15 protein-coding genes are annotated in these 19,684 nt (G+C 64.7%); 2 read left to right on the top strand and 13 right to left on the bottom strand.

The features are described 5' to 3' along the window. A partial coding sequence (locus tag BW11_RS10415) for a DUF4143 domain-containing protein (protein WP_140476370.1) occupies positions 1-564 on the top strand: 564 nt, incomplete at its 5' end. On the opposite strand, the gene BW11_RS10410 is transcribed toward BW11_RS10415, so the two are convergent. The 4 genes from BW11_RS10410 to BW11_RS10395 all read right to left on the bottom strand — a co-directional run bounded on the left by BW11_RS10410 (position 540) and on the right by BW11_RS10395 (position 4,940). Beyond that, positions 540-1,514, bottom strand: coding sequence for a family 43 glycosylhydrolase (locus tag BW11_RS10410; protein WP_140476369.1), 975 nt, complete (start codon positions 1,512-1,514; stop codon positions 540-542). The two genes, BW11_RS10415 and BW11_RS10410, sit on opposite strands and share 25 nt — an antisense overlap. 129 nt (positions 1,515-1,643) lie before the next feature. After that, on the bottom strand, positions 1,644-2,477 hold the full coding sequence (locus tag BW11_RS10405; RefSeq protein WP_181166144.1) for a carbohydrate ABC transporter permease: 834 nt from the start codon (positions 2,475-2,477) through the stop codon (positions 1,644-1,646). Between the two features lie 41 nt (positions 2,478-2,518). Beyond that, the gene (locus tag BW11_RS10400; RefSeq protein WP_140445655.1) at positions 2,519-3,472 is read right to left on the bottom strand and encodes a carbohydrate ABC transporter permease; all 954 of its coding nucleotides are present in this window, start codon (positions 3,470-3,472) and stop codon (positions 2,519-2,521) included. 217 nt (positions 3,473-3,689) lie between these two features. Then, positions 3,690-4,940 (bottom strand): ABC transporter substrate-binding protein, encoded by a 1,251-nt coding sequence (locus BW11_RS10395; RefSeq protein WP_107042314.1) that lies wholly within the window; start codon positions 4,938-4,940, stop codon positions 3,690-3,692. A gap of 255 nt (positions 4,941-5,195) precedes the next feature. Between BW11_RS10395 and BW11_RS10390 the strand changes: the two genes are divergently transcribed. Continuing rightward, positions 5,196-6,230, top strand: a complete 1,035-nt coding sequence (locus BW11_RS10390; protein ID WP_181162594.1) for a LacI family DNA-binding transcriptional regulator — start codon at positions 5,196-5,198, stop codon at positions 6,228-6,230. 121 nt (positions 6,231-6,351) lie between these two features. On the opposite strand, the gene BW11_RS10385 is transcribed toward BW11_RS10390, so the two are convergent. From BW11_RS10385 to BW11_RS10345, 9 genes are all read right to left on the bottom strand, one after another. Continuing rightward, positions 6,352-7,452, bottom strand: coding sequence for a LacI family DNA-binding transcriptional regulator (locus BW11_RS10385; protein WP_140445657.1), 1,101 nt, complete (start codon positions 7,450-7,452; stop codon positions 6,352-6,354). Between the two features lie 36 nt (positions 7,453-7,488). Beyond that, positions 7,489-9,678 (bottom strand): glycoside hydrolase family 31 protein, encoded by a 2,190-nt coding sequence (locus BW11_RS10380; RefSeq protein ID WP_258184668.1) that lies wholly within the window; start codon positions 9,676-9,678, stop codon positions 7,489-7,491. Between the two features lie 183 nt (positions 9,679-9,861). Then, a complete protein-coding gene (locus BW11_RS10375; protein ID WP_140445658.1) occupies positions 9,862-12,807 on the bottom strand; it encodes a family 78 glycoside hydrolase catalytic domain in 2,946 nt (981 codons plus the stop codon). A gap of 33 nt (positions 12,808-12,840) precedes the next feature. After that, positions 12,841-13,986, bottom strand: a complete 1,146-nt coding sequence (locus BW11_RS10370) for a glycoside hydrolase family 43 protein (protein WP_140445659.1) — start codon at positions 13,984-13,986, stop codon at positions 12,841-12,843. A gap of 84 nt (positions 13,987-14,070) precedes the next feature. Further along, positions 14,071-15,678 (bottom strand): alpha-N-arabinofuranosidase, encoded by a 1,608-nt coding sequence (locus BW11_RS10365; protein ID WP_181162595.1) that lies wholly within the window; start codon positions 15,676-15,678, stop codon positions 14,071-14,073. After that, complete coding sequence (locus BW11_RS10360) at positions 15,671-16,378, bottom strand: YesL family protein (RefSeq protein WP_258184669.1); 708 nt, start codon at positions 16,376-16,378, stop codon at positions 15,671-15,673. Before BW11_RS10360 ends, BW11_RS10365 begins: the two co-directional genes overlap by 8 nt. An 87-nt stretch (positions 16,379-16,465) precedes the next feature. Next, entirely contained in the window at positions 16,466-17,584 is a 1,119-nt protein-coding gene (locus BW11_RS10355; protein ID WP_140445660.1) for a glycoside hydrolase family 43 protein, read from the bottom strand. Positions 17,585-17,606: 22 nt separating this feature from the next. Further along, on the bottom strand, positions 17,607-18,572 hold the full coding sequence (locus BW11_RS10350) for a carbohydrate ABC transporter permease (RefSeq protein WP_140445661.1): 966 nt from the start codon (positions 18,570-18,572) through the stop codon (positions 17,607-17,609). 16 nt (positions 18,573-18,588) lie between these two features. Further along, positions 18,589-19,593 (bottom strand): sugar ABC transporter permease, encoded by a 1,005-nt coding sequence (locus BW11_RS10345; protein ID WP_140445662.1) that lies wholly within the window; start codon positions 19,591-19,593, stop codon positions 18,589-18,591. Positions 19,594-19,684: the final 91 nt, after the last annotated feature.

Below are 19,684 nucleotides of genomic sequence, written 5' to 3'. Positions count from 1 at the left end.
GCAGGAGTGGCCTTGCCCTGCTACAACGTGCAATCCCCGGTCGCACCCCTTGCGGCGAACGAGAAGCGCAGCCTGCTCAAACTGTTCATGGGCGACACCGGGCTGCTGTGCTCGGCCGCGATGGGCAACGCCCAATTCGCCCTGCTGCAGGGCGATCTCGAGGTGAACCTCGGCAGCATCACCGAGAACATCGTCGCGCAGGAACTGACCGCGCAGGGGTTCACGCCTCACTACTTCGATTCGAAGCGGTACGGGGAAGTCGATTTCGTCGTCCAATCCGGTTCGCGAATCATACCGGTGGAAGTGAAATCGGGGAACGACTGGACCCGCCACAAGGCGCTCGACAATATGCTGCGCGTCGAGGACTGGAACCTCGGGCAGGCGTATGTGTTATGCAAGGGAAACATCGCACAGGACGGTCCGGTCACGTATCTGCCCCTGTACATGGCCATGTTCCTGCGACCGGAACGCCTGCCCGGGTCCATGCCGTTCACAGTGGATCTCAGCGCGCTGCACGCATCGGCCCCGGCCGGGGCCGGTCAGAACGCGAGCGAGCGGATGTAGGAGCCGACCTGCGGGCGCACCTGATCGATCGAGCCGTCCGCCGCGTACGTGAGCGGCGCGAACACTACCTCACGGTGGCATCCGTCGCCGCCGGACCAGCGGCCGGCCGGGTTGTAGGCGAAGCGGTGGTAGGCGATGATCCACTCGTCGGTGCCGGGGATATTCACGATGTTGTGGTGTCCGGTGGCGTACAGGTGGTGACCCGGATCCTGCTCGAGCAGCGTACGCGGCTCGCTCCACGGGCCGCGGAGCGAACGGGAAGTCGCGTACTTGACGCAGTATTCCGGGTCACGCGCGTCGTTCTCCGACCAGCTCGCGTAGTAGAGGCCGTTGCGCTTGTGGATCCAGATGGCCTCGCGGAAGTCGCCCGGGATCCAGTGGAAGGCCTTCGACTCGTCGAACGACAGGCAGTCGTCGTTCAGCGGCGCGGCCCATGCCTTGCCGTTGCCCCACAGGAAGTAGCGGGTGCCGTCGTCCTCGACGTAGACGCCGGGGTCGATGGTGTGGCAGTCGAAGGTTCCCTTGCGCACGATCGGCTCGGGCTCCGGCGTGAACGGACCGTAGGGGCTGTCGCCGACGGCGGCGCCGATCGCGGACGCGGCCACGAAGTAGAACACGTACTTGCCGTCCGCGCGGCGCACGATGGTCGGCGCCCACGCGCCGTCGTCGCCGTTCCACCACGGCACGTCGCGCAGGTCGAGCGCGGGGTGGCGCTCCCAGGTGTCGAGGTCGTCGGAGACGTACACGCTGAAGCAAGTGGTGCCCCAGTCGTCGACGCCATCGTCGGTGCAGTACAGGAAGTAGCGGCCGTCGAAGATCGCGAGGTTCGGGTCGGCGCAGTAGCGGTGGAGCGGGTTGGTGGCCAGCGTCGTGTCGTTGACGCGGTGAGGGAGCTCTTCACGCGCGACGCGGGAGGCCGCAGCGATCGTCGGTTCAAGAACGGATGTCATGGTAGTACGTCTTTCTCTTCAAAATCCGTCAAAAATCCCCGTGCAAGGCCGCGGGAAGGAGGATTTGCGCTGCCTCGCACGGGGACGGATAGGCCGATCTTGCTTGTCTTGTCTGTCTTGCGACGCCCGTCAGCCTTTGACTGATCCGGCGACGAGGCCGGAGACGATCCACTTCTGGCAGAACACGAAGAAGATGAGCACGGGCAGCAGGGCGAGCACGGTGATGGTCATGAAGCTCGGCCAGTCGGTCGAGAACTGGCCCACCGCGTTGTACACCTGCAAGACGATCGTCCGCAGGTCCGAGGAGGACAGGAACACGTTCGCGTTCATGAAGTCGTTCCACGTGCCCATCGTCTGGAACACGACCACGGTCGTCAGGATCGGGCGGATCAGCGGCATCACGATGCTCCAGAAGATGCGCAGGGGGCCCGCGCCGTCGATGCGCGCCGCCTCGATCAGCTCGAACGGCAGGCTCCTCATGTAGCCCACGGTCAGGAAGTAGCAGAACACGGCGCCGCCCAGGTAGATGATGACCAGACCGGCGAGCGTGTTGACCAGACCGGCCTGCGCCTCCATGCGGTACAGCGGGATCAGCGTGGACTGGGCCGGCACCACGAACGCGACCATCAGGATCGCGCCCACGCCGGCGGTGAACACCGACTTGCGCAGGATCATGCCGTACGCGGCCAGGGCGCCCACGATCACCTGGATCGCGACGCCGAAGAACGTGACGATCACGGTGTTGATCAGGGAGCGCACGATCGGCACGGTCTCGAACGCCTTGGCGTAGTTCGCGAACGTCCATTCCTTCGGCAGGCCCAGCGGGTTGGCGGCCATGTCGGGGATCGTCTTGAACGTGTTGATGAAGATGTACCACAGCGGCACCGCGCAGATCAGCGCGACCACGATCATCACCACGCTGGTGACGGCCGAGCCGATGCGCCTGCGGGTGGTGAAATCCATGCCGCCCGACTTCTCGGTCGTCTTGTCGTTTGCGTTGCTCATCACTGGAACCTCCTCGAGATCAGGTTCGAAATGCCCATCTGCAGGAACACCACCACGCCGGTGGCGATGAAGAACAGCACCGCCAGCGCGGATCCGATGCCGTACTGGGACTGCCCGATGCCCTGCTGGATGATCGACTGGGTCACCGTGTACGTCGAATAGCCCGGACCGCCCTTGGTCATCGTGAACGGCAGGTCGTACACCTTCAGACCGCCGCTCATCAGCAGGAACGTGGAGGTCACGATGCCCGGCATCAATTGGGGCAGGGTGATGTGCACGAACTGCTGGAACCTGTTGGCGCCGTCCACGGTGGCCTGCTCGTACAGGTCCGCCGGGATCGCCTGCAGGAACGCGAGGTACAGGGTCGCGTGCCAGCCGATCTGGGCCCAGATCGCGATGAAGATCACGCAGAACTGGGCGAGCTTCGAATTGCTCAGCCACGGGACCGGGTCCACACCGAAGATCGACAGGACGGAATTGACCACGCCGGTCTTCATCGGGGAGAAGATGTACTTCCACACCATGCCCATGATCGCCAGCGACGGCACCGAGAAGAAGAAGAACAGCGAACGCACGAAATTACGTCCGATGAACTTGCGGTTCAACACCACGGCCAGCGGGATCGCGATCACGGTCACACCGACCATCACCACGATCGCGTACAGGATCGTGAACCCGAGACCCTGCAGGGTCGACGAGTCGGAGAACACCTTCCTGTAGTTATCCAGACCGACCCAGTTCATATCCATGCTGTAGCCGTTGAAATCAGTGAACGAGAACATCAGCGTCTGCACCAGCGGCACCAGGAACAGCACCACGAACACAGCCAGAATCGGCAGCAAAAACCAGAACGACGTCAGATCGTCACGCAGGCCCTTCATCCTGCGGCGCTTGCGATACGCCCGTTCATCCAGCGGCGGCAGGTTCTTCACCGCCGCGATCGACTCGCTCATGAACATCCTCCTTGTTCATTCGAGATTTGGTTGGGAAAGAGTTGGGAATGATTGGAAATGACTGGAAAATCGTCGGAAAGCATAAGGTTGGCGGGCGGGAGGAGAGTTCCGCCCGCCAAGTGCGGCTATTCGATTATTCAGTTATTCAGTTATTCGATGGCCATGCGGTCATCCGGTTTCGATGCACGGTCCCGCAGGTCCGGCGGGACCGGCGGGATCACTGGGCGGAGGCCATCTTCTCGTCGACGTTCTTGGCCCACTGGTCGACCGTGATCTGGCCCTGGACCAGCTGTTGGGTCTCGGCCTGCGTGGCGGTGGACAGCACGTCGGGGTTCTTGTAGAAGTTGGTCATGAGGAAGTACTTGCCGGTCTGCACGTTCTTCTCGTAGACGTCCTTGAACTGGTCGATGACGGAGGAGTTGTAGCCTTCGACGGTCACGGCGTTGCCATTCTTGGAGTCCATGTCGAGCGCGGTCTTGCTGGACATGAAGGTCAGGAACTTCTCGGCGGCCTTGAGCTTGTCACCCTCGAGCTTGGAGTAGATGGCGAGGCCCGGGGACGGGGAGCCCTGCGCGTAGTTCTCGTGGTCCTTGTCGAGGGCCGGCATCTGGGCGTAGCCCCAGTTGAGGCCGGACGCCTCCTGGAAGGTGCCGAAGTCCCACGGGCCGGTGCAGATCATCGCGACCTGGCCGTTGACGAACTGGGTCTTCATGTCGTCGCCGCTGATGCCGACGGTGTCACGGGTGACGAGATCCTGGTCGTACAGCTTCATCCAGGCCTTGACGGCCTCCTTCTCGTTCTCGCCCGGGGTCTGCTTGCTCTCGGTGGCGAGCTTGGTGATGTCGGTGCCCTCCTTGGCGAAGATCGATCCCTGGAACGAATCCGGGATGCGGCTCAGGCCGTCGGCGACGGTCTCGAGGTACGGGGTGATGCCGGCGTTCTTGAGCTTCTTGCACAGCGCGAGGAACTCGTCCCATGTGCCCGGGACCTCGTCGACGCCGACCTTCTTGAGCAGGTCCTTGTTGTAGACGATGCCGGAGGCCCAGGAGCTGGTGGACATGCCGTAGACCTTGCCATCACGGGAGACGAAGTCCTTGTTGGCCTGCGAGATGTTCTTCATGAACGGCTCGTCGGTGAGATCCTTGACGTAGCCGTTGTCCATCAGGTCGGTCTTGTTCTCCGAGGTGATGACGAAGACGTCGGGTGCCTGGTTGCCGACCAGTCGGGTCTGCAGGGTCTGGATGTACTCCGGGGTCGGCGGCGAGTAGCTGAAGTCGATCTCGATGTCCGGGTTTTCCTTCTCGAACGCGTCGATGTAGGGCTTGGACATCTGCTCGTTGTTCCAGCTCAGGTAGCTGAGCTTGATCTTGCCGGAATCGGCGCTGCCTCCGCACGCCGCCAGCGGGATCAGCATTGCGCCCGCGGCGATCGCGGCAAGCGCCGTCTTGATCGTCCTGTTGAACTTCATGTCTTCCTCCTTGCCTCCGAGCTGCTGCGCCCGAAGTCGGTTGATGGCAACTTCACCATGTATCTCGTCGTTGAATCGATTATTTGACACGATTCAATTCGGATGTTTACGTTATACACCCGGCCGTTGAATCGTGTCAAATCAATGAGGTACGCTGGCTTCGTCCACGGCGGAGACGACGTGGGAGCGATAACATGAAAACGGCTTCACGAAGCCGATTACGACGAATCACACGGGAGTTTGAGAATGGCAACGATGAGTGATGTCGCGAAGGCCGCCGGCGTGTCGCGGGCAACGGCCTCCTATGCGCTGCGCGGCGACCCACGCATCACCCCCGACACCACCGAGAAGGTGCGCCGGGCCGCCGAGCGGCTCCACTACACCGCCAACCTCTCGGCGCGGTCGCTGCGCTCCGGGCGCTCCGGCGTCATCGGCGTGGCCATCTTCGAGCTCGACAAGCCCTACCCCTCCGAGATGAGCGCAGCCGTGGCGCGCGAGGCCACGAAGTTCGATCTCGAGGCCATCGTGCAGCAGACCTCCAACTCGAAAGAGCGCGAGATCTCGATCCTGCGCAAGGTCACCAGCCAGCTGTGCGACGGCACAATCTTCAGCCCCGGCAACATCTCCCCCGAGGAGATCAGCGCGCTGTACGGCGGCAAACCGCTGATCCTGCTCGACGACATCTCCGACGACCCGCTCTTCGACTGCGTCTTCACCCCCTGCGAGGACGGCGCCAAGGCCGCCATCAACCACCTCATCGACATCGGTTGCAAGCGCATCGGCGTATTCGGCGTCGACTACAACGCGCTGGTCGACGACCGCCAGTCGACGACCGTATCCGGCAGACGCCTCGCCGGGGCATTGCAGGCGTTCGACGAAGCCGGCATCGACGTGGACGAACACGACTTCGTTCCGGTCGATTATTGGAACACGGAAACCGCGCGGCAGGTCGCGCAAAAGATCGCCGACGAGGGCATGCCGTTCGACGGCATCTTCTGCATGACCGACTCACTGGCGCTCGGCGTGATCCGAGGATTCGCCGACCGGGGCGTGCGTGTGCCCGACGACGTGGCCATCATCGGCTTCGACGGCATCAACGAGGGCACCTACTCGGTGCCGTCGCTGACCACCATCGCCACCGACATGCCCGATCTGGCGCGCAAGGCCGTCGGACTGCTCCTCGAACGTCTTGACGAGGACGCCTGCAACCTGCCGCGCGATCAACGCGCGCCGGTACGCCGCCTCACCGCCGGATACCATCTCATCCAGCGCGAGTCCACCCGCCGGTAGCCATTCCCGACCGGCATCGCGAGCACGCAAAACGTGACGCAAAACGTGACAAACACACCCCAAAAATCAAGGAAAAACGTGACAGACATACGCATAATGCAGGTGCCGCGTCTCTCCGCGCTTAACGCCGCTCGGCGCTGCCTCGGGCGACTATGCGGCAGGAAAGGACGCGGGTACGAGAGGCCGGAACGCGTCGATCTGCACAGTGGGGATCCATGGCATCCGCATGCGCGCCGCCATGCACACCCTCGATGCGGTCGATGAGCAGGTCGAGGCAGACCGTCGCGATCTCCTTGGTGTCGATGGCCACGCTGGTGAGCCCCGGATTGGTGTATGCGCCGTCCGTGACGCCGTCGAAGCCGATGACCATCACGTCCTCGGGCACATGCACGCCCGCTTCGGTCAGGGCCTTCAGCGCGCCGATCGCGATCGAATCGGTCAGCGCGAACACGGCGTCGAAGTCGCGCGGCGAGCGTTCGGATAGGATCCGCCGCATCATCTCATACCCGGATCGGCGATCCCAGCCGCACAGATACACGTCGTCCGACTCGTACGGAACGCCGCCATGCTCGCTCATCGCCTCCCATGCACCACACAGGCGCAAGCTCGCGTTGCCGATCTGCGTGCCATCGCAGTCCCGCATCCGCGCGAGTTCCTCCGGCGGGAGATACCGCGTGCCCAGCATCAGCACCCGCCGCGCGCCCTGCTCGATGAGATGCGTCACCGCGGACCGGGCGCCATCGCGATTGGGCGTGAACACGGTGTCCACACGCCCTTCGAGGCCATGCCCGTCCAGAACGACCAGCGGATGGGTAGCGGCGAAATCGGCCATCGCATCGAGGTCGGAGCTCGGCCAGCACACGATCGTGCCGTCGCAGATCTGCGCGCTGGCCGAGTTCATCATCGCGCGCTCGTAGTCGGACGACATGCGCGTCTGCTGGGTGATGAGCTGGTAGCCCCGCCGCGCCGCCTCGTCGGACAGGTCGGCGGCGAGCGCGGCGGGGAAGATGAAATCGAGGTCGGCCACGGACAGGCCGATGATGTGCGTGCGCCCGGAGCTCAGCTGGCGGGCGGCGAGGTTCGGCCGGTAGCCGAGTTCGGCGGCGGCGGCGAGCACGCGCTGCGCGGTCGACGCCTTGACGACCGATTTGCCGCGCAGCGCGTTCGACGCGGTCATGCGCGAGACTCCGGCCTTCGCCGCGACATCATCCAGTGTGACCATAGCTGTCGATTCTACCTACCTGAGACGGGGGCGGACTCAGATGCGACCGGCAAGACCATGGTCACGGCCGTCGCGCGCGAATACGGGCACCACGTCGAGCGGCGCGTCGACGTCGATGGTCTGCCCGCCGGCGTACGTTTCGCCGTCGTGCAGGTTCGTCCATGTGGTCGTCTCGCCGCCGGGCAGGTAGACCTCACGCGAACGGGCGCCGAGTTCGGTGACGGGCGCGACGAGCAGGTCGGGGCCGAACGTGTACTCGTCGGCGATGTCGGCGGCCGCCTCCTCGCCGGGGAACTCGTAGAACAGGCCGCGCACGAGCGGCTGGCCGTTCTCGTGGGCCTCGCGGAACAGTTCGCGCGTGTACGGGCGCATGGCCTCGCGCAGGTTGATGTACTTGACCATGGTCGCTTCGACTTGCGGTCCGAAGCTCCACGGCTCGTTGTTGTCGCCGGTGTGCACGTGGGTGATCTTGTTGCCGCGATTGTCGAGCACCTGGTGGTTGTTCGGTCCGCGGTCGCCGTGGTTGCGCATGACGGGCAGGAACGTGGAGAACTGGCACCAGCGCACGAACAGCTCCTTGAACTCGTCCGTGGTGATGTCGGAGCCGGCGAAGCCGCCCATGTCGGTGGTGAACCACGGGATGCCGGCCGCGCCCATGTGGATCGCGCAGGTGATCTGCGATTTCAGGTCGTCGAACGTGGAGTGCACGTCGCCCGACCATACGAGGGCGCCGTAGCGCTGGGCGCCGGCCCATGCCGCGCGCGAGAGGTTGACGGTGTTGCCTTCGCGCCCGATGGAGAGCTGGCCGTCGTAGAAGGTCTTGTTGTACAGGGCCGGGTAGATGTTGCCGACCTTGCCGACCGGTCCCAAGTGGAACAGGTAGTGCGCGTAGTCGTAGTCGCCGCCCCACTCCGGTTCGGCTTCGTCGAGCCAGAACGCGTCGACGCCGAGGTCGGTGTAGTTCTGCTTGATCTTGGACCAGACCCATGCGCGGGCCTCGGGGTTGGTGGCGTCGAAGAACTGGCTGTCGCGCGGCCACCACATACCCACGTCCTTGCCGGTGCGGGTCTTGGCGAGGAAGTTGCGGCGGCGCATTTCGTCGTAGTTCTCGGATTCGAGGTCGATCTGCGGCCAGATGGAGACCATGAGCTTGATGCCCATGCGGTGCAGTTCGTCGGTCATCGCCTTGGCGTCCGGCCAGAACTCCTCGTCGAAGCGGAAGTCGCCCATGAGCGGCCAGTGGAAGAAGTCGATGACGATCAGGTCGATCGGGATGTTGCGCTCCTTGAAGCCGCGCGCGACCTCGAGCAGCTGCTCCTGGTTCCAGTAGCGCAGCTTGCACTGCCAGAAGCCCATGCCCCATTCGGGCATGACCGGCGCGTGGCCGGTTGCGTCCGCGTAGTGGCGTTCGATTTCGGCCGGGCTGTCGCCGGCGGTGACCCAGTAGTCGATCTGGTCGCAGTAGTCGGCGTGCCATTCGGTGCGATTGAGGCCGAACGTGACGTGGCCGATCGACGGGTTGTTCCACAGGAAGCCGTATCCGGCGGAGGAGATGACGAACGGCACCGAGCACTGCGAGTTGCGGTGCGCGAGTTCGAGCGTGGAGCCCTTCAGGTCGAGCACGCTCTGCTGGTATTCGCCCATGCCGTAGAGGTGCTCGCCGGCCGGCGCCTCGAAGGAGGCGATCGGCGATTCGGCACCGGATTCGAGCGGGCGATGAGCCCGGGCCCTGAGGCGCAGCGCGCCGCCGTCGGATGCCTCCTTGAACAGGGTCTTGCCGGTGGCGGTGTTCTCGAAGGAGAGGCGGATGTGGTCGTGCTGCCATCCGTAGATGGCGAGTCGGACGGTGATGTTGCCATTGACGAGCACCGCGCCCGTGCCGTCGATGGTGATCGTCGGCTTTGCACCCGAGGCGTCGGAAGCGGCGGGATCAGGCTTGAGTAGCGCCCAGTCGGTGTCGAGCGGGCGGTTCATCAGGCGCGAGCGCACACGCACGCTGTCCGCGCCCCACGCCTCGACACGCATGTATTCGCCGTCGCCGGTCCATTCGACGGCGGTGCCGGACTCGTCGACGCGGAACATCTGCGCCGCGATGGCGTCCGGGTCCGACTTCTTGGCGTTCGCGCCGGAGTTCTCGACGCTGACGTCGGCGGCCGCGGTCTTCTTGTTGGTTTCGTTGTCCTCGGCGCCATTGCCGGCGTTGCCGGACACGGTTGCTGCGCTCATGATGCCTACCTCGCTTCTTCGCATGCACTGCATTGTTGTAGCGCTATAATTATAGCGCTACAACAACAAGTCGGCAACCCACCACGCACGAGACACAACGCCTACCGACGCCGATAACCAACACCGACCAGCACCGGCCGACCAGCACCGCCCAATCAGTACTGGCCAACCAACGGCACAACTTCAGCCGATGAGATGATGATGCCCGGGGCCGAGCTCCCGGTAGCTGGCGGTCGGCAGGACCACATCCGCGCGGGTGCGCGAGGGGACGGTCAGATCAAGTTCGAGGACAGGCGCAGGCGAGACACAGTGCACGACCTCCTCGGGCACCCTGAGCCCGTCATGCCTCTGCGCGCCGGATTGGTCATTCGCGCGCGCGGCGGATTCCCCGTCAAGGCATGCCGATGATGCCGACGATTCGCCGGCAAGCACCCGATACGAGACGCTGATGTCGCCCGCGGGAGTGGGCACGACCACGGAGGCCTCGCGAATGCAGTCGACAGCACCCATACCGGCAGCCGCGTCGCCGACGACGCCCACGCCGCCGACACGCTTCCCGGCCCACGGCTGGGGCGCAACCTCGAAGCGGCGATAGCCGGGTTCGAGAGGACGCACGCCCATCAGCCCCTCGGACAGCAGGAACGCCGGCGAGGCACCCCACGGATGCGAGTAGGTCGTGTTGGGTTTGCGCGCGATGTCCCACGCCTCCATCGCCCCGCCCGCATCCTGCACAAGCATGTACGCCCACGAGTGCGTGGTGCGCGGATCCGTGATCATCGCGGTCGCGTCGGCGCCGAATCCATTGCGATACAGCCCGAGCAGATACGCGGCGGCCGAGTACACGCTGCACGCCATGCCCCTGCCGCGCAGGAACGCGGCAACCCGATCGACCCGCGACTGCGGCACTTCGGCGAAGGCGAGCGCGAACGCCGACGCATGCAACGAGGCGTGATCGATGGGTTGCAGCACACCCCTGTCGAGTCTGTTGAGTCCGTCACGGTACGCGCCGAGATCGGCGTCGTAAAGCCGTTCGTGTATGGCCGAGCGCATGCGCGCGGCGACACGGGCGAATCGCGATGCGTCGCTCCCCCGCCCCAGAACGCCGGCGAGTTCGGCCATGTCGGCGTACGCCTGTGATGCGAGCGCGTTGACCACCGTGTTGACCTCGCCGAAGGCGAAGCCGTCGCGTTCGGACGGCGGCCAGTCGACCAGATCGCCGTCCATATGGCTTGATTCGCCGGGTTCCTTGACGACCAAACCGCTTTCATCGTCGACGTACCGCTCGGGCAGCAGGGCGACGAGCCGGTCGTACAGTCGCCCGACGAACTCGGCTGAACCGGAGTACATCCACGCGTCGTGCGCGGCGAGGATCAGGTACAGCGGCCATTCGGTGGGCCAGGTGCGATTTGCGGCGAGCCAGTCGATCGTGTATTCGGCGAGCGATGGGGCGGCGTCGAGCGCGAGGTGAGCGCGCTGCTGGATCCACGTGTCGGCCTCGTACGGGGCGCGTTCGCGCGTCCACGAATCGGCGTAGATGTTGCCGTTGAACGCTTCGATGGTGTGCGCGGAGAGTCGCCAGATATTGTCGAGCGCCGGATCGGAGGAGTGGAACGACCCGGGGTATGCGAGCGGGCTCGGACGCTCCGCCACCGACGGATAGACGAGCGCGATCGCGCTGATCGCACCGTCCGGGCCGATGCCGCGCGACATGATGCGCCCGATCGCCGCGGCGCGTTCATCAAGTCCGGTCGGCGTGGGCACGTCCCATGAGGAGGGTTGCGCGGGCGGCTGCGCGACGTCGATCTCGACGTAGCGAAACACGCGCAATCCCCATGTTTCCAGCGGCCCGCTGCCCGGCGTCACATGCCAGTGCTCCTCGTACACGTTGCCGGCGGAGAGGTGATAACGCACCGATCCGTCGACGTTCAGGGTCTCGCCGTATCGGATGGTGACGTCGATCGGCTCACGTGGGTCGAGGTCCAGCCTGATGCCGCCCATGTAGCCCGCACCGAAGTCCGCGACGACGCCGACGAGTCGCGGTGCGGTGTCGTCGGCATCAAGTGCGCGGGTCACGCATCGCAGCATCGCAGGATGCACGTCCACGGCGATCATCTTGTCTGTTGGAGTGGCCTCCAGCCGCTCGAACGCGGGCCGCACCTGCACCGGCGCCCATGCGGAATCGTCGAAGTCGGGTCCGCTGAAGCCGCGCGGGAAGCGGTCCGCATTGAGGTTCTCGGCGGGCGCCTCGAAGTATTGGGTGCCGATTGACGCGGACGGCGGGTACACGGCCCAAGGCTCGGGCAGTGCGCGCCAGGCCATCGCACGCGGGGCGTTCTCGGCGGTCGCAGGATCAGTGGCAGCGCCGCCCGTGCCGTAGTGTTCGATCGCGCCGTCCTCGTAGCACACGTCGAGTTGTGCGAGGAAGCGGCGATCGTCCATCGTGTACGCGATGACGCCGATCGCGTTGTCGCCGCCGGGGCGCAGCAATCCGGTGACGTCGTAGCCGTCGTATCGGGTTTCGTCGCCGATCGGGAAGGTCGGACCGACGCCGACGAACGTGCCGTTGACCCACATGCGATAGACGAACTGACGCGCCGGATGGGTCGATGCGGCGGTCGCATTGAGCGTGGCCCAGCGGATGGGCCTGTCGGGGAGCCGAAGGGAGCCGCGCAGAAACGCCCAGCCGGAGGCGTTGCCAAGGTCGTCGGGGTCGGGCCCCCAGATGGGGGCGGCCCGCCATGCGCGGCCCGCGCCGGTGCCGAACATGACCGGTTCGGCCCACGCGCCGTGAGTGCCGTCGGCGTATCGCCAGCGCAGAGAGGCCCAGTAGCGGCGTGAAGGACCGGTGTCGAGGCCGTCCAGGGCGACGCCACCCCATGCGTCGCCGTCCGTCCAGATGTCGGACGACTCGGACGACGCCGGCGATTGATTCCAGGACGCCCAGATCGCGCCGCGACCGGCGACCGCGTCGGCCGGCGTCTCGTCGACGACGATCTGATAGGCGACCGGATCGCCGCCGTGTGCAGGATCCGCAGCGACGGTGACGGCATCATCATCCCGCCAACGCAGTACTGGCACGCAGCCGGGTTCCAGGTCGATGGGAGCTCTACGGTCATTGATCAGCAACATGATGCAACCTTCAATCTGCGGCGGGAATCCGAATCAGCCGAATGCGGCAAGAAGGCGGGCGCGTTCGGCGGCGGTGATCGGCATCACCGTGCCGTGGCGCGGCTTGCCGCCATCAGCGTTGGCCGGAAGGCCCTCGCGCAGCTTATCGCTGACCGGCGTCCAGCCATCGGGGTCATCGAGGTTCTGCGTGGCGAAGCCGATGTAGTGGTTCGGGCCGCCGTGATAGCTGGGCTGGTCGATGAACAGGAACCAGTTGAAACCGTTCACGTCGCCCGGGTTCGCACGGAAGACGCACGGGCCTTCGCCACGCGTGAAGAGCTTCGGCTCGCCGGTGGTCTCATCGTGTTCGCCGTTGGGAAGGCCTACGCCGACGTCCTCGCGTACGAGGTGCCAGTCGGAGGTCGAATCATGAGTGGCGTCCGACGGGGAGCCCGACTCCCCCGGCAGGCTTCCGACGACCGGCGCGAACAGGTCGTGCGACCATTCCTCGCGCACGGTCATCGTCTTCTCATCCTTGACGAACCGGTACCAGCGATCGCCGTCGCGGGCGACGGTCGCGTCGATCAGGCCGAAACCGTCGGAACCGTTGCCCCGGCACACGTCCATCCACACCTGCGGGCGCGAGAACGTGCGGAAGTCCTTGGTGGTGGCGATCATCATGCGCCCGTACGTGGGGTGGGTGCGCCGGTCCGGAGAGATCTCGCCACCGTTCTCGCCACCGTACAGGTTCGACGACCAGTAGACCGCGTATTCGCCGGTCTCCTCGACCCAGTGGGCCTCGGGTGCCCACGAATTGCCGGCCTCGGGACCGGACACCAGCGTGTGACGCTGCTGCCCCCAATGCACGAGATCGTTCGACTCCCAGATCTCCAGATATCGCGATCCCTCGCGCTGCGCCTTACTGAAGTCGCCGTGCAGGGCCGCCACGTTCAAGTCGGTGGCGATGATCGCAAAGCCGGCATCGCTGAGTGAATCGCCGTGCAATCGCATGATGAACGGATCACGCAATCCGCGTGTGCCGTACTGCGAGACGAACAGCGGCTCGCCGCCGTTCAGCACCCGCCATGAGAGCGCGTCGTTGCCGTTCGACACGGCGAGGCTCACGCGCTCGCTGCTGCCGGTGTCGCCGGTGAAGTACGCCCACACGTAGGCCTCATACGGCTCGTTCGTCGTCATCATTCCCCTTCCGTCGCATGCCCGACCGATGACCAGTCGTATGCCACCCACCCAGCGGATGGGACGACACACGACTCACAGGCGGTTTCACAGAGTGAATTCGACCGCCGCCCAGGAGACGGCCGGCAAGGCGAAGGAGAGCGATCCGCCCGCCCCGGACGCCGCGACCCGAAGCGTCTGCGGCACAACCGTGTCCGGCTCGTCCGCAGTGTTGTGGCGGTACGGATCGTCGTCGTGCAGCAGCTGCGCACGCACGACCGTCGGCGTTCCCGTGACCCCGGAACCCGACTCGTCATCGCCCAACCCGGCCAGCGACACCGTCACCCCGTGCGCGGCGCCAAGATCGCGGTTGACCGCAAGCAGCAGTCCGTGTCGTGTCTCCTCGTCCCAGGTGACGACCGCATCGACCGCCGCGACCTCACCATAGGTCGCCGTCGCCACGGTCGGCGAATCGATCGACGGCGCGTATACGACGCCTTTGGCGTGGTTCGCGGCCTCGGCGAACGGATAGAACGTGGTCTGTTTCCATGCCGGACCGTCAGGCTCCGTCATGATCGGCGCGATCGCGTTGACGAGCTGCGCGCGAGATGCGGAACGCACGCGGTCGCAGTGCTTGAGCAGCGTGATCATCAGGGAGCCTTCGACGACCGCATCGGCCGCCGAGTAGATGTTCTCGAGCTTGTGCGGCGCGATCGGCCATGCGCCGCCTTCACCCGCGCCATCCTTGATGTCGGAGTACCATACGCCCCACTCGTCGAACGACAGAGCGATGTCGCGCGTCCCGTGATTCGCCTCCCGCGCGGTGTCGGCCTGCTTCACGACGGTGTCGATGAAGTAGGTCATGTCCTCGGCCGAGGCGAGGAAATCCTGCAGTTGCGCGGCGTCTCGCGCGACGTGGCCGTGATCGTAGTAGTAGGCATGGCAGGAGACGAAATCGACGACGCGGTACGACTTGGTAAGCACCTTGCGCTCCCACTCGCCGAACGTGGGCATGTGCGCGTGCGAGGATCCGCATGCGACCAGTTCGAGGCTCGATTCGGCGAGTTTCATCGCATGGGCGACGCGATCGGCGGCCGCCGCATACTCGTCGGGATCCATGTGCCCGATCTGCCAGTGGCCGTCCATCTCATTGCCGATGCACCACATCCTCACACCCATCGGCTCGGGGATGCCGTTGGCCACACGGCGGTCGGCAATCTCGGTGCCGGGCGCGCCGTTGACGTATTCAAGCTCCTCCAGGGCCGATTCCAGCCCGCGCGTGCCCATGTTGACCGCGAGCATGATCTCGGTGCCGGCCTTCACGCTCCAACGGTAGAAATCGTCGATGCCGATCTCGTTGGTCTCGGTGCAGTGCCATGCGAGGTCGCGCCGCACCGGACGCTTGTCGCGCGGACCGGTGCCGTCCTCCCACTTGTATCCGGAGACGAAGTTGCCGCCCGGGTAGCGCACGCAGGTGACGCCGAGCTCGCGCACGAGGTCGAGCACGTCGGTGCGGAAGCCGTCCTCGTCGGCGTTCGGATGGCCCGGTTCGTAGATGCCCCCGTATACGCACCGGCCCAGATGCTCGACGAACGAGCCGAACAACCGTGGCGGGACATCCGCGACACGGTCCGCCCCGTTGAGGTTGATGACGGCATCGGTTCCGCGACCGTAGCGACCTTCATCGTTCACATTCTGATTCTTCATCTCACTCATGATCGTTCCGTTTCTGCTTGCGTTTTCTGTGCTCCTCGACCGGTTCGAGGACGTGGATGTCCATGCCGGGCAACCGCCCGTAGGAATAGATCGCCATCATCACGGCGAACACCGGGGCCGTGACGCCGAGCGCGACACCGAGCCCCGGCCAGGTGTGGTACAGCCAGACCGTGGCGACGAGCAGGGCGACGACCATGCACGAGCACCACGGACGGGCGATCACCATCGAGACGGACGTGCGCACCACCCACCACGGGCCTTCGTCGAAGTTCGCGCGGATCGTCCACGAGACGAGCACGAACAGGCCGTACAGCACATTGACGAGGAGCAGCACGCCGGAGACCGCATAGCCGACCACACCCATGTCGTTCCAGTTGACGAGGTAGTAGTCCCAGACCAGCAGCGCCCAGACGATGGTCTGCGGCCAGCCGAACAGGTTCGCGGACGCCAGTTCGGACTTCCACGCGCGGTGGAACGTCGTCCAGGTCTGTCTGATGGTCCAGGATCGGTCCTTGACATCGAGCAGCCATGTGCGGAACGTGGCGTACAGGGCGGCCACCGACGGGAAGAACCCGCCGACCACCAGACCCATCACCGTGTGCACGATGAACGCCACCTGGCACACCATCAGCATCATGATGATGCGGCACAGGAACTCGTATCCGACCGCGAACCGTTGCATCGTCGTCCCTTCGCCCATGATCGTCCTCGCTGTTCGTTGATTTCGAATGATAATGCGAGGCGGCCGGGCTGCAACCCGGCCGCCTGCAAGTCGGTGATCGGCCGGTTAGCCGATCGCGCCGTCGGCCGCCTTGAGCCGCTCGTACTCGTCGCGCGACAGTGACAGGACACCGCCGTGCTTGGTGTGCGGAGCCATATAGAAACCGTCGGAACGCAGGTAGTCGAAGCCCTTGTCCGGATCGGTCGTGACCATCGGCCGGTAGCCGATCGACGGGATCACGTCGACGTACAGGTACACGCGATCATCGGTGTGCGAGGCGAACAGGGCCGGGCCTTCGACGCCGGCCGGATTGTGGTTCGGCACCCAGTCGGCGCCGATGCCCTCCTGGATCGTGGTCCAGCGCGTATCCGGCTCCCACCAGCGCGGCGCGTCGGTCGCGTCGAGCCAGATGCCGGCGCCGACCGGGTCCGCGCCGTTCGCCTTGGTGGCGCGATACGTGCGGATCGTGCCATCGGGCAGCGCACGCTGCAGCATCGTCGTGTCGATGGTCGGGCGATTCCGGTCGATGAACAGGCCGCCATAGGTGAACGTCGCATCGGTGAAGTCGCGGGTCGCGCCCCACAGGACACGGTCGTAGACGTGGCCGTCCCCGTGTTCGGGATCGTCGTCGGCGAACAGCTTGCTCGACCAGTACAGGACGAACGCACCTCGATCACCATACGTATGGGCGGCCTCGGAATCGACCGGATAGTAGTCCGGCACCCACAGCGCCTCGGGGGCCCACGCACAGCCGAGCTGGGCGTGCGTGCCGTCGGGGCGGCGGGAGACGTCGAGCGTGTGAGGCTCGCTCCAGTGGACCAGATCGTCGGAATGCCAGATGATGAGGTTCGTGCTGCCGTGGTGCGAGAAGTCGTACCACGGGGAGCCGGAGTCGGAACCACGGCCCGAGCCGTCGAACACGCGCAGGTCGGTCGCGATGATGTAGACGCGGCCGGTGTTCGGGTCACGTGTCAGGTACGGGTCGCGCACGCCGGTCGTGCCGAGGTCCGACGTGAGGATCGGACGGCCGCCGTTGAGCGGGATCCAGCGTTCCGGGTCGTCGCCGTCGGAAAGGTCGAGGTAGATGCGCTCGGCATATCCTTCCGGATCCTCGATGAAATGGACCAGCAGGTAGCCGTACGGGTCGGCCGGCGCCTGCGGTTGGGGCAATCGTGTGGTTGCCATGGAAATGCGCCTTTCTTGCGGATCAGCCCTTGACCGCGCCGATCATCACGCCCTTGTTGAAGTACTTCTGGAGGAAGGGGTAGAGGATCAGGAGCGGGATGGAGGAGATGATGATGATGCCGTACTTGATCTGGTCGGCGAAGAGCTGCTGCTGACCGACGCTCATCGTGGCGCTGCCGGTCTGCGACATATTCGCCAGCAGGATGTCGCGCAACACGTTCTGCAACGGCTGCTTGTGCGTGTCCTGAATGTACACAAGACCAGTGCCGAAGTCGTTCCAGTGCTGCACGAAGTAGTACAGCATGATCACGGCCATGATGGCGGCGGACAGCGGGATCACGATCTTGAAGAAGAAGCCGTAATAGCTCTCGCCGTCCAACTGGGCGGCCTCGTGCAGCTCCTCGGGGATCGAGGACTCGAAGAACGAGCGCGCGACGATCAGATTGAACACGTTGACGGCGGACGGCAGGATGAACACCCACATCGAATCGAGCAGGCCGAGGGAGCGGAACAGCAGGTAGTTCGGGATCATGCCGCCGGAGAAGAACATCGTGAACGTGAAGAAGAACATGATGATACGACGCGGCTTGAACTCGCGGCGGGACAGCGCGAACGCGGCGGGGATGGTGATGGCCACGTTGAGCGCGGTGCCGACCACCGAGTACACGATCGTGTTCCAGTAGCCCTGCCACACGCGGTCGTCGGCGAAGACCATCTCATAGCCCTTGAGGTTGAAGCCGAGCGGCCAGAAGGTCACCTTGCCGGACGCGACGAGCGTCTGATCGGAGAACGAGGCGATGACGACGAACCAGATCGGATAGAGCACCGCGAGCACGACCAGGGCCAGCACGACCCAGATCACGATGTCGACGACCCAGTCGCCGGGCGTGCGCTGCTGATGCACCTTCGGGTTCCACGGGACCTCATCGGCGGAGGTCTTCGGCGCGAGACCGGTCGCGCCTTCGGGATTGACGGTTGCTTGAGACATTGCGATTCACCTGCCCTTAGAAGATGCTCGTGTCCGAGACCTTCTTCGAGATGAAGTTGGTCAGGACGAGGAAGAAGAAGTTGATGAGCGTGTTGAACAGCGTCACGGCCGTGGACAGCGAGATCTGTCCGTTGAGGATACCCATCTTGTAGATGAAGGTGGAAAGCACCTCGGAGCCGGGCAGGTTCAGCCCGTTCTGCATCAGGAAGGTCTTGTCGAAGCCGACGCTGAGGATGCCGCCCATGTTGAGGATCAGCATGATCACGCAGGTCGGCATGATGGTCGGCAGGTCGATGTGGCGGATGAGCTGGAGTCGGCCGGCGCCGTCGATCTTCGCGGCCTCGTACAGCGAGGTATCCACCGCAGAGAGGGCCGCCAGGTAGATGATGCAGTTCCAGCCGCAGTGCTGCCAGACCTCGGAGATCCAGTAGATCGGCGCGAACAGGTTCGGGTTCGCCAAGAGGCTCTGCTCACCGAAGAAGCGGCCGATCATGCCGGTGCCCGGGGACAGGAAGATGTTGATCAGGGAGACCATGACCACCGTGGAGATGAAGTGCGGCATGTAGGTGATCGTCTGCACGAAGCCCTTGACCTTCATCGAGTGGATCTGGTTGATGAGCAGCGCGAGGATGATCGGGAAGATGAAGCCGAAGACCACGGTCTGCAACGCGATGTTGATGGTGTTGCGGATGACCGGACCGAAGTTCGGGCTGCGGAAGAACATCTCGAAGTACTTGAGGCCGACGAACTGGCCGCCGATCAGGCCCTTGGTCGGGTCGTAGTCCTTGAACGCCAGTCCGAGGCCGTACATCGGCACGTAGGCGAACAGGGCCACGAACGCCATGGCCGGCAGGACGAAGGTCCACAGCTGCCAATAGAGGCGGAAGTGTCGTCCGATGCGCTTGGGCAGCGGCTGGTGCCTGCGGGCGGCGATGTTGTCGACGACCTCCACGGGACCCGTTGACGCCGTGGACGTCCGCGAGGTGGGGTCACCTGCGACTTGGACTTGTGCTTGTGTCATAGTTTCACGTTCCTATCAATGGGATCAGGCATGGAAAATCCCGCCGGCGGTGCGTCCCGGCTGGAAGCCACCGCCGGCGGGATAGGGCGAG

It is taken from the genome of Bifidobacterium sp. UTCIF-38 (assembly GCF_006454495.1).
Classification (GTDB): Bacteria; Actinomycetota; Actinomycetes; order Actinomycetales; family Bifidobacteriaceae; genus Bifidobacterium; species Bifidobacterium callitrichos.
This window is presented reverse-complemented; position numbering and strand designations above follow the sequence as displayed.

Excerpts from the sequence above, each read along its gene's own strand:
- BW11_RS10380 (WP_258184668.1), bottom strand. The coding sequence starts at position 9,678 with ATGAGCGCAGCAACCGTGTCCGGCAACGCCGGCAATGGCGCCGAGGAC.
- BW11_RS10410 (WP_140476369.1), bottom strand. The coding sequence starts at position 1,514 with ATGACATCCGTTCTTGAACCGACGATCGCTGCGGCCTCCCGCGTCGCG.
- BW11_RS10350 (WP_140445661.1), bottom strand. The coding sequence starts at position 18,572 with ATGTCTCAAGCAACCGTCAATCCCGAAGGCGCGACCGGTCTCGCGCCG.
- BW11_RS10390 (WP_181162594.1), top strand. The coding sequence starts at position 5,196 with ATGAGTGATGTCGCGAAGGCCGCCGGCGTGTCGCGGGCAACGGCCTCC.
- BW11_RS10345 (WP_140445662.1), bottom strand. The coding sequence starts at position 19,593 with ATGACACAAGCACAAGTCCAAGTCGCAGGTGACCCCACCTCGCGGACG.
- BW11_RS10400 (WP_140445655.1), bottom strand. The coding sequence starts at position 3,472 with ATGAGCGAGTCGATCGCGGCGGTGAAGAACCTGCCGCCGCTGGATGAA.
- BW11_RS10375 (WP_140445658.1), bottom strand. The coding sequence starts at position 12,807 with ATGTTGCTGATCAATGACCGTAGAGCTCCCATCGACCTGGAACCCGGC.
- BW11_RS10405 (WP_181166144.1), bottom strand. The coding sequence starts at position 2,477 with ATGGATTTCACCACCCGCAGGCGCATCGGCTCGGCCGTCACCAGCGTG.
- BW11_RS10365 (WP_181162595.1), bottom strand. The coding sequence starts at position 15,678 with ATGAGTGAGATGAAGAATCAGAATGTGAACGATGAAGGTCGCTACGGT.
- BW11_RS10395 (WP_107042314.1), bottom strand. The coding sequence starts at position 4,940 with ATGAAGTTCAACAGGACGATCAAGACGGCGCTTGCCGCGATCGCCGCG.
- BW11_RS10385 (WP_140445657.1), bottom strand. The coding sequence starts at position 7,452 with ATGGTCACACTGGATGATGTCGCGGCGAAGGCCGGAGTCTCGCGCATG.
- BW11_RS10370 (WP_140445659.1), bottom strand. The coding sequence starts at position 13,986 with ATGATGACGACGAACGAGCCGTATGAGGCCTACGTGTGGGCGTACTTC.
- BW11_RS10360 (WP_258184669.1), bottom strand. The coding sequence starts at position 16,378 with ATGGGCGAAGGGACGACGATGCAACGGTTCGCGGTCGGATACGAGTTC.
- BW11_RS10355 (WP_140445660.1), bottom strand. The coding sequence starts at position 17,584 with ATGGCAACCACACGATTGCCCCAACCGCAGGCGCCGGCCGACCCGTAC.